General features: G+C 64.2%; 10 protein-coding genes. 5 read left to right on the top strand and 5 right to left on the bottom strand.

Annotation, left to right across the window (positions count from 1 at the left end):
• Nucleotides 1–108: 108 nt before the first annotated feature.
• Complete coding sequence (locus tag ACFWP0_RS26390; protein WP_377847240.1) at nt 109–1,107, top strand: Bug family tripartite tricarboxylate transporter substrate binding protein; 999 nt, start codon at nt 109–111, stop codon at nt 1,105–1,107.
• Between the two features lie 11 nt (nt 1,108–1,118).
• Nucleotides 1,119–2,072 carry a succinylglutamate desuccinylase/aspartoacylase family protein gene (locus ACFWP0_RS26395; protein ID WP_377847241.1) on the top strand — a complete coding sequence of 318 codons (954 nt, stop codon included), beginning with the start codon at nt 1,119–1,121 and terminating at the stop codon, nt 2,070–2,072.
• Between the two features lie 64 nt (nt 2,073–2,136).
• Here the strand turns inward: ACFWP0_RS26395 and ACFWP0_RS26400 are convergent, their stop codons facing one another.
• The 3 genes from ACFWP0_RS26400 to ACFWP0_RS26410 all read right to left on the bottom strand — a co-directional run bounded on the left by ACFWP0_RS26400 (nt 2,137) and on the right by ACFWP0_RS26410 (nt 4,977).
• Nucleotides 2,137–3,156 carry a TRAP transporter substrate-binding protein gene (locus ACFWP0_RS26400; RefSeq protein WP_377847243.1) on the bottom strand — a complete coding sequence of 340 codons (1,020 nt, stop codon included), beginning with the start codon at nt 3,154–3,156 and terminating at the stop codon, nt 2,137–2,139.
• Nucleotides 3,157–3,368: 212 nt separating this feature from the next.
• Nucleotides 3,369–3,803, bottom strand: a complete 435-nt coding sequence (locus tag ACFWP0_RS26405; RefSeq protein ID WP_377847245.1) for a GNAT family acetyltransferase — start codon at nt 3,801–3,803, stop codon at nt 3,369–3,371.
• Between the two features lie 259 nt (nt 3,804–4,062).
• Complete coding sequence (locus tag ACFWP0_RS26410; RefSeq protein ID WP_377847247.1) at nt 4,063–4,977, bottom strand: PhzF family phenazine biosynthesis protein; 915 nt, start codon at nt 4,975–4,977, stop codon at nt 4,063–4,065.
• Between the two features lie 313 nt (nt 4,978–5,290).
• Here ACFWP0_RS26410 and ACFWP0_RS26415 point away from each other — a divergent pair, with 313 nt between their 5' ends.
• From ACFWP0_RS26415 to ACFWP0_RS26425, 3 genes are all read left to right on the top strand, one after another.
• Nucleotides 5,291–5,770, top strand: a complete 480-nt coding sequence (locus ACFWP0_RS26415) for a VOC family protein (protein ID WP_377847248.1) — start codon at nt 5,291–5,293, stop codon at nt 5,768–5,770.
• A 549-nt stretch (nt 5,771–6,319) separates the two neighbouring features.
• Entirely contained in the window at nt 6,320–7,354 is a 1,035-nt protein-coding gene (locus ACFWP0_RS26420; RefSeq protein ID WP_377847250.1) for a LysR substrate-binding domain-containing protein, read from the top strand.
• A gap of 36 nt (nt 7,355–7,390) precedes the next feature.
• Nucleotides 7,391–8,023 (top strand): hypothetical protein, encoded by a 633-nt coding sequence (locus ACFWP0_RS26425; protein WP_377847252.1) that lies wholly within the window; start codon nt 7,391–7,393, stop codon nt 8,021–8,023.
• 1,264 nt (nt 8,024–9,287) lie between these two features.
• Here ACFWP0_RS26425 and ACFWP0_RS26430 read toward each other — a convergent pair.
• Together ACFWP0_RS26430 and ACFWP0_RS26435 are read right to left on the bottom strand one after the other, a co-directional pair.
• A complete protein-coding gene (locus tag ACFWP0_RS26430) occupies nt 9,288–9,545 on the bottom strand; it encodes a PAAR domain-containing protein (RefSeq protein ID WP_377847254.1) in 258 nt (85 codons plus the stop codon).
• Between the two features lie 120 nt (nt 9,546–9,665).
• Nucleotides 9,666–10,093, bottom strand: a 428-nt coding sequence (locus ACFWP0_RS26435) for a hypothetical protein (protein ID WP_377847256.1), incomplete at its 5' end; no start/stop codon positions are given.

Raw genomic sequence — 10,093 nt, forward strand, 5'->3', positions numbered from 1 at the left:
GGTCTAAGTGATAACCCCAGATTTCACAATGTTCATTGCATCTTATATTTCTTCCTGCAATTCGTATTGCAAAATAGACCAAACTGACCGTCACCACAAGAGAGTTTCATGAAGCACCATCCCGAGGCGCCGTCGCTGGCCCGCCGCAGCCTCGTCATCGCCGGCCTGGGCGCCGCCCTGCTGCCGTTGTCCGCACGCGCCAACCCCTATCCGTCGCGTCCCATCACGCTGGTCGTCCCCTTCCCCGCCGGCGGCTCGGTCGACCTGATCGGCCGCATCTACGCCGAGTCGCTGGGCAAGGCCCTGGGCGCCACCGTCATCATCGAAAACCGCGACGGCGCGGGCGGGGCCATCGGCAGCCAGCGCGTTGCGCGCGCCAAGCCCGACGGCTACACGCTCGTCGCGTCTTCGCAAAGCTCGCACCTGGCCAATCCGCTGATGCGCGCCGACCTGGGCTACGACCCGATCAAGGACTTCATCTCGATCTCGCAGCTGTCGCGCACGCCCAACGTGCTGGTGACCAACATCGACGTGCCCGCCAAGACTTTCGCGGAATTCGTGGCGCTGCTGAAGGCGCGCCCCGACGAGCTGCACTTCGCCACCGCCGGCATCGGCAGCATGGGCCAGCTCAACGCGGAGCTGCTCAAGAACACCCTGCAACTCCAGGCGATGCACGTGCCCTACCGCGGCGGCGCGCCCCTGATCAACGCCCTGCTCTCCAACCAGGCCCAATTCGCGCTGGACAACCTGGCCCCTTTCCTTCCGCACATCCAGGCCGGCAAGATGCGCGCGCTGGCCGTTGCCGCGCCCCACCGCCTGGACGCGCTGCCGGACGTGCCCACCTTCGCGGAACTGGGCTACCCGGTGCTCAACGCGATGTCGTGGATCGGCCTGGCCGCGCCGGCGGACACGCCGCCAGACATCATCCAGACGCTGTTGAAGGCGGTGCGCACCGTGGCCGCGCAGGACGGCATGTCCCAATCCCTGGAAAAGGCCGGCGCCCTGCCGCCCGAAGACCAGACGCCCCAACAGTTCACCGCCATGATGTCCGAGCGCCTGGCGTTGTACAAAGACCTGATCGACCGCGCCGGCATACGTCCTGAATAGGCCTGACCCTCATGCAAAATCCTGCTTTCGAACCCGATACCGCTCCGCTCGAAGTCCTCCCCCGCGACCTCTCCGCGTACCGCCAGGGCAACACCGGCATCCCCTACGTCCACCGCTTCGAATCCGGCCGTCCCGGCCCGCACGCGCTGATCAACGCCATCACGCACGGCAATGAAATCTGCGGCATGGTGGCCGCGACCCATCTGCTGGACACGGGCGTGCGCCCCAAGATCGGCACGCTGACCGTCAGCTTCGCCCACGTCGAGGCCTACGAGGCCTTCGACATCGACAAGCCCTACGACAACCGCCAGCTCGTCCACAACCTGAACCGCATCTGGTCGGCCGCCATGCTGGACGGCCCCGAAGACAGCCCCGAACTGCGCCGCGCCCGCGAATTGCGCCCGGTGCTGGACGCCGCCGACTTCGTGCTGGACATCCACTCCACCCGCGCGCCGGTGCAGCCCTTCTGGGTCTACAACGAGATGGACCGCAACACCGCGCTGGCAGCCGCCGTGGGCGCGCCGCAAGTGCATCTGGTCATGCCGCAGGACAAGTTCCCCGGCACGGGCGTCATGGGCTACGGCCACCATGGCGATCCCATGTCGGACAGCGGCGGCGCCCTGGTGGTGGAATGCGGCCAGCATTTCGCCCAGTCCGCCGCCCAGTTGGCCACCGACGTCTCGCTGCGCTTCCTGGCGCACCTGGGCTTGATCGACATGCCGGCGGGCGCCACGCCGCCGCCTGTTCCGCAGCGCTATCGCCTGCTGGAAGTCCACATGGTGAAGTCCGAGGACTTCAGCTTCACGCGCCCGGTCATCGGCTTTGAAACCTTCGACAAGGGCGAACTGATCGCCCTGAACGGCGGCGAGGAAATCCGCTCGCCGTGCGACCACTGCACGATCTTCATGCCCACCCGCATGCCTATCGTCGGCCGCGAAGCCGTGTATCTGACGCAAGCGATCTGACCGAGGCGATACGACGATTCCCGCGCGCGCCGCGCGGGAGCAAGGGCAGCGCAAAAGGCCGGCGTCAACGCCCGGCCGATTGCGTCAGCAGGCGCTCATGCACGCGGCGGGCATCGTGGAACCCCTTGGACTCAAGCATCTTCACATAGGCATCCGACATCGGCTGCAAACCTGTCTTCCAGCGCAGCAGCGCGTCCGCGTCCGGCCGCAGGATCGTCCTGCCCAGCGCGATCGCCCCGTCGTGCAAGGGCTTGTCCCACTGGTCCCACAGCGGGCCGAACCGTTCGACCAGCGCGTCGCCGGAGAGACTGTCGATGGCTTGGCGGATATCCGCGGGCAGGCCGTTGTACCGCGCCTGGTTCATGACGATGAAGAACGCCGACGCGTAGAACGGCACGGCGGTGTGCCAGGCCGTTTCGTCGTTGAAGCCGGCAATGGGCGTGCCCCAGTTGGTCACGATGCCGTCGAGCTGATTCCCGCGCAGCGCGGCAACGATCTCGTCCGGCTGCAACAGCCTGGGCACCGCGCCCACGTGTTCCAGCGCCCTGGCCACCGTGGCGTTCGGCACGCGCAGGCGCAAACCCTTCAGGTCCGGCAGCTCCCTGACCGGCGCAGCCTTGGTGTGGATCAGTCCCGGGTTATGCACGAACAGCGCAAGCACCTTGAAGTCCCGGTATTCGTCGGCGATGACGCCGTCCCGGAACAGTCCCCACAGCGCCCTGGATCCGCTGCCGGCATCCGCCACCACGAACGGCAGCTCGATGATCGAACTGCGCAGGAAGCGGTCTCCTTCGGCGCCGCGCAGGCCCAGCGCGATATCGACCACGCCCTCCTTGACCTGGCTGGCCTGCTTGCGCACATTGCCGAGCGGTGAACTGCCGTTCAGCACTTCCACCCGCACCCGCCCGCCGGTCCTTCTTTCCAGTTCGCGCGCCCAAGGCTCAACCAGGTCCACCTGGAAAAAGCTCTGCGGCCCCAGGAAGTGCGCCATCTTCAGCACGACCGGCTCTGCCCGCGCGGGCAGCGCGCAAAGCGCGAGCAATGCCGCGGCCGCCACGCGCAGCCATAGGTTCCCATATCGCATCGTCATCCTCCTGTTGTGCCGCCGCGGCATTTGCCGCGGCGGATATCGCCCGCGGCAATGCAGCGCGCCAGGACACGGCGGCGGCAAGACAGGCACAGGAAGTTTGCGGCGGCCCCTTACGGACTGACCGCAATTTCAACGGCATATCGGACCAACAGATTCTCAAGACGGCGGTATCGGACCATCTCCCAGCCGATGCGCCGCCGACCCGTTCAACAGTCTGGAATCAGGCGCTTGCCCAGGCTGATCACCTCGTCCTGTCCGAAACCCAGGCTTTCGTAGAAGCCCGTCACGGCGACATTGCCCGACCGGATCAGCAGGTTGATCTTAGGGCAGCCCAATTCCAGCAGCTTGCGCTCCACGGCGCGCATGAGGGCCGTGGCGTAGCTGCGCCGCTGGTGCTCCGGCGACACCGCCAGATAGTTGATCCAGCCGCGATGGCCGTCGTAGCCGCCCATGAGCGTGCCGACGATGACGCCGTCCACCTCCCCCACCAGAAACAGGTCGGGCTGCACGGTCAGCTTGCGCACGATGTCCTTCTTAGGATCATTCCAGCGCCGGGTCAGGCCGCAGTCGCGCCACAGCGCAATAACGGCCGCTTCGTCGGACGGGTGGTAAGGCCGGATGGCAAGGTCTTGATGGGTCATGCTTCATTCCTTCGATGAAAGAAATGAAGGCCTGCGATACGCCCCGGACGCGGAAAGGAACTGCAAACAAAAAGGCCACGAGGGGTATCGTGGCCTTCAGGGAGAAGCGCTGAACACTCAGCGCCCGAACGTGACTAGCCACTCAACGTAGACGTCGAGTGATTCGTCGATTGTCTGCCCGGAACACCGGGGCGCAATGCAATGCGTTCATGAAAGAGAGCATACATGAGGCCTCGCGCCCCAGGCAAGACAGGCTGCGTCACGGTTCGGCGGGCGCGGGCAAGGTGCCTTCCATCACCACCACGGCCTGGCCGGCCACGCCTGCCCACACGCCATCAGGCCTGGGCTCGGCATGCGCCAGCAACAGGCTTGCGCGCCCCATGTCCACGCCCTGGCCCACGCGCAACCGCAGCACGCCCTCGTTCCGCAAGGCCGCGCGCAGCGCCGTGACGGCCGCCGTCGCGCTGCCGGTGGCGGGGTCCTCGGTCATGCGTCCGGTCAGCATGCGCGCCTGAATACCGGTCGGCGCATCCACGGCATCGGCGGCTGTATCGGTGGTGTACACGTAGATGGACTTCGCGCCGTCCAGCGGCAGCAACGCCGCATAGCCGCCCACATCCGGCGCCGCCCGGCGCAAGGCATCGCGGCTGGCAAGCTGCACCACCAGAAACGCCAGTCCGACCGACACCACCTGGGGCGCATGCTCGGATACATCGATGTCCGCCGGCTCCAGCTGCAGCGCCCGCGCCACCGCCGCCTCTGGCGCTTCGCTGCCCCGCGACAGCGGCTGCGGCGCAAGCAGCTCCGCCCCTTCCACGCCTTGGGCGCCATAAGTCAGCGCGATGCGCACCAGCCCCGCCGCCTCCTCGAACACGAACGCATCCGGCGCCGGCAGCCCGGCGGCGATCTTCTGGCGCGCCAGCACCACGGCCGTGCCGATATTGGGATGCCCCGCAAACGGCACCTCGCGATCCGGCGTGAAGATGCGCACCCAGGCCGTATGCGCCGGATCCTTCGCAGGCAGCACGAAACTGGTCTCGGAGTAATTGAATTCGCGGGCGATCCGCTGCATCTGGGCAGTGCTGAGCCCTTGGGCGTCCAGCACGACAGCCAGCGGATTGCCCTGGTAGGCATGGCCGGTGAACACGTCGGCGGTGAGATAGCGATAGCGCATGGGACATCCTCGTCAGCGCCGCCTACCCATGGCGGCCAAGGAAGAAATTGTGCAGACCGAGTCCACTGCACGAAAGACACAGAGGCGGAAGATTCCGTCCATAACAGATGATGCCGGAGAACAAATCTCGCACGGCCCCGCCGACCCGCCCTTCGCTCCCCGGCCAGCCGTCCAGGAACAGCGGGGCGGCAGGCGCCTTGGCGACGAAACCGGTTTTGCGCGAAACTTGCCTTGAAGCGTGCTTCGACGTTGTTCTTCTCTCCCTCCCGTATGGTCCGAATGCACGTATTCGTGTCAATCAAGGAGAATCAGGATGATCAGCAAAAACACGATATGCCTCTGGTACGACAGCGACGCATTGGACGCCGCCACGTTCTACGCCGAGACGTTCCCCGACAGCGCGGTAAAGGCCGTCCATCACGCGCCCGGCGACTATCCCTCGGGCAAGGAAGGCGACGTCTTGACGGTCGAGTTCACGGTGATGGGCATCCCCTGCCTCGGACTGAACGGGGGCCCCGCCTTCAAGCACAGCGAGGCGTTCTCGTTCCAGGTCGCGACCGACGACCAGGCCGAGACGGACCGCCTGTGGAACGCGATTGTTGGAAACGGCGGCCAGGAAAGCGAATGCGGCTGGTGCAGGGACAAGTGGGGACTGTCGTGGCAGATCACGCCGCGCATCCTGATAGAAGCGATCTCCGACCCTGATCCAGCGGCGGCCAAGCGCGCGTTCAACGCCATGATGGAAATGCGAAAGATCGACGTCGCCGCGATCGAAGCGGCCCTGCGCGGTTGACGCCCGGAATGCCGGGCAGCCCGCAAGGGCGGGACTGATTATCCGTTCCTGCTGGCCTCTGTATTTTTCCCGGCGGCGCCACGCGGCGCACGGCGCCGGTAGATGAATTCGTCCCCCGGATACTGCCCGCCCATTTCGAGGCGGGCATCGCGCGTGGCCGCAATGCCGGCGGCGTCGGCCGGCACGACCCTAGGCACCTTCCTAATTTTTAAGAAATTTCTTATTTCTTCGTAAAACCGATGCGCTCAAACTTTGGCGCTTTACGTGTGTATTCAAGTTCATACCGAGCGTAACTCCGCGACTTGCCCAGGCATTCGCGCCCATCAAGTTATCCAGGCGGACCGACCTTCCCGTGAAAACAAAAAGACTCTCCCTGACCACTGCATTTCTTTCCGCATTGGTTCGGCCGGCGGCGCCGTGTGCCGCACCGACCGCACAGGCCCGGCAGCGGTGTTCGAAACATAGGGGCAGCCATGCCTTGCCTATGTCGAGCGTTGCGCGTCCACGTCGTTGCCTGCGCTCACATGCACTTGTCCCGGGTCTCCCACCATGAAGCACTCCGTTGTATCGCTCTCGCGCAAAGTGAAGTTCTATCAACTGGTCGTGTTCGACCAGATCGTGACGAGCGGCTCGCTGATCAAAGCCGCCGCGGCCTTGAACCTCACTCAGCCCTCGGTCACGAAAATTGTTCAAGAGCTTGAATATCACTTCAAGGCTCCTCTGCTGATCCGCGGTCATCGCGGCGTAACGGTCACCGAACTGGGCGAACTGGTATCGCGCCGCCTGCACTACATCCTCGCCGCCCTGTGCAAACTGAACGACGATGTCGAGGCCTATCATCTCGGGACATCCGGCGGCCTCCTGATCGGCACCTTGAATTCCGCATCCGTGTCCGCGCTCCCCGGCGCGCTGGACCTGCTGATGGAACGGGCGCCAGGCTTGACTGTCTCCGTCCGGCAAGGCCACATGAACCACCTGCTATCGGGGTTGAAGGTCGGCGAGCTCGACATGGTCATCGGGCGCATTCCGGACGACTGGAAATGGCATCCCGACGCCGGAGAACTCACGGCAACGCCGCTCTATCGAGAAGAGTATTGCGTCGTGGCCGGCGCCAATCACGCCTTGCAGGAAACAGGCCCGGACGCATGGAAAAACATGCACGAATTCCCGTGGCTGCTTCCCCCGCGGGATTCGTCATTTCGGCACGTCGCGGAGAGCTTGTTCACGCGCGTCGGGATGCCCCCGCCCTCCACGATAGTGGAGTCCACGTCCCTGCTCACCAACATCAGCCTGCTGCAAAACAACCGCGCACTGGCCTTGATGGTCAAAGGCATCGCCCACCCGTTCATCCGGAGCGGCATGCTCAAGACGATTGATGTCGGCGAGGAACTCGACTACGGCCCAATAGGCTGTTTCCTTGCGGCAGGCCGCGACCGGGAGCCGGCTCTGGATGCGCTTCTCGAGTGCCTCGACGAGAGCGCACGCAGCCTCGACGCACGCACCGTCCTCGCATTCGAAAACAGCAGTCCGCAGGAGCCCGCGCCGGCTACCGGCGCAATAGCGCAACGCCGGCGCGCCGCTTGACAATCGCGCTGCCGGCCATGCGCTCAGTCTGGATTAATGACAGCCACCGATTTCAAGCAGCTCATCATTATGAAAATTGACGTACATGCCCCCGCAATAGCCGCGACGCCAATGGACGTCAATATCGCGCCCACCATCAGAACGAAAAGCGCGAGACTTGAGATCCAGGCGAACGGCGACTTGATCATTTACTTCAACGGCGAGATAGGAAACGCGCTCCTTGAGAGAATCGCCAGGCGCATCTTCAAGGCTGCGATTGCGTCGATCTGTCTGTATGCCCTCACTGTGCCCTTTGCCATGTTCGCGGCGCGAGCCTTGCACGCCGACCCTATCCAATGGGCCAAGTGGCTGTTAACCATCTTGTCGGTCGTGTGCTTTCTCCATTTCATGTTCTCGCGCGCCGATCCAGACTCTGTCCTGATAACGGCAGACAGCGTGCTTTACGGCCCCGACTTGACGGATCGGATCGCGTTCAAGGATGTCATCGCCTGGTCCGAGGACTCCTGGGGCGTAAAGGCCCACTGCTGGAATCCGGAATTCGATCTTTATGAAAGGCGCATGGCCACGCTGGCCATAGCCCCTGCCCTAGCCCCCGAGGCGCGCCGCCAGATCCTGAGCGCAATTACCTGTGCATGGTCAAATGCTCGCATTGCGTGGCCGGGCGATTGAACAGCCACCACTCGAAGCGCCGGCGCTTACCGTTGTGCAGCATCTCGATCAGCTAGCCGCCTTCCAATGCTGATCGGTAACGCCACCGAGCTTTTGACTTGCGATTGGTAATTCTGTCCATGTTGGCGCACTCCGGACACCAATGCCCCGCGCGAACGCTAGAAAGCGAAATCCACCAAGCATGTCCACGGTGACACAACCAGTGCATTTTTGCGGTTGCGCTTTCGTAATGAGCCGATAGACATTGACCTCCGCGCTCGGCTGCGGCCTGCCGCGCCACGTCCAAGCTCAGGCGCTTGGCGTCGTAGACGCAGGCCATGCACCAGCAGCCTTCGAACACCTTTCGGCCCGACGCTTCCCACTCGTGACCAGCGCAACAGCGAAATCGGTAATACGCCGCCGCCCCCTCGTAAGTCGCGCTCAAGCATTCGCCGCCCCGGCTCGCCGCGGCGGCGCACAAACGCGATAAGCCGTCCACATGACGGCGCTGCTCTGCTCTGCGCCGGCCTGCGCATGCCGGGCACCAGGTACGCGCTAGCACCCTGCTGCCACGAGCTTTCCATACATGCCCTTCGGCGCACTGGAAAGCGTAAGCATGCTCCACTCCTTCATAACGATCGGCCAGGCATTGGCCGCCTCGACGCGCGGCCACCTCTTTCAGAGCTGCCAGTCCCTCGACGCGGCGACGGCGCAAAGCACCTTGCGCACGCGAACATTCGGGGCACCCCGCACACCTAAGAACGTGCCTCCCCCGACGCTCCCAGGCATGGCCCTCGGCACAGCGGAAACGGTGCTTCACATTCGAGCCAAGCCAACCTGGCTCCAGACACGTCACGCCGGCCTCACGTACGAGGGCATGCAAGCGTCCACTAAAGCGGTTCGACTCGCACGCCGGGCAGGTGCCGGCAACCGCGGATCTGCGCAAATACTTGAAAAAAACATGGCCATGCGCACACTGGAACCGATACTGCACCGCCCACCCTTTCCAGTCCGAATCGAGACAGACAAGGCCCGATCGCTCCACGGTAGCGCGTGCATCCGGTATCCGATCAAGGATCGACGGTAGGATGGCGCCACCAGCGTCTTGCGCGTCGACTTTACAGTTGTGGCTGGACTGGGCGGCGTCGCTCGGCGTGCCGGCGTCGAGTTCACGAAGGGTTTTGGCGATAACCGTCATGCTGGGGTTCCTCTCATCAAGGCGTGCGCCCGTTGCAGGCAACGCCAGGCGGGCATGTCGTGCTGCCCGTCGGCGTGCAAGGACATATCAGTCGACCAACCAGCCCGGCTCGCCTTCTATCAGCACGCCGCCGTGGCTGGTCGTGTCGCCCCGCCGGGCGACCGCCTTGCCGTCGACCGTCGCGGTCGACGATCCCGACTGGATCACCGCGCCGCAGCTTAGTTTGTCGCCGACGCGTGCGATGGGGCGGCCCTCCACATTGGCTTGCGGCGCGCCGCTGACGACGGTTCCCATGCCGTGGGTGGGACAATCATGGCGATGGCCGACGAGAACGATAGGTTGCATAAGTATCCTCACGTGGATGATATTTTTCTTGCAGAAGAAATTTGCGTAGGAGTTCGAAGAGCGGCAATACCATGCGGTGTTACGCCAGCGGCCGCTCTCGGTGTCGGCGCCGGGCAGCAATCAACCCACCACCTCGCCCTTGAGGTTGACCAGGTCAAAGCCCTGGCCATTGAAGCGGTGATAGATATCCTTGCGGGCTTGCACGGGCGTGGTGTCATAGCCGCTCAGATCGGCGCCTGGCGCGCATAAACGTTCCACTTCGGCAGGCCACTGGGCGCTGGCCGCGCGGTGGATCAGATATCGATCGATGAGGGGGCCGCCCGCCAGGTAGTACCCGGGCATGACCACCAGCCTTGCGAACAAGAAGGTAAGCAGGCCGTCTTCTTTCAGCGTGACCGCCTTGGTGAAGCCGCTGGGCTTGTACAGCGTGCGTTGCGGATCGGGCTGCACGGCGGACAGACCTTCGGCCATGTAGCGGCGCAGGAATTCCAGGCGGGTGAGGTTATCGACGAGTGCCGACTCGTCGCCGATGTCGAAGGCTCCAGAGG

This window comes from Achromobacter sp. NPDC058515, from assembly GCF_042721735.1.
Taxonomy (GTDB): Bacteria; Pseudomonadota; Gammaproteobacteria; order Burkholderiales; family Burkholderiaceae_B; genus Achromobacter.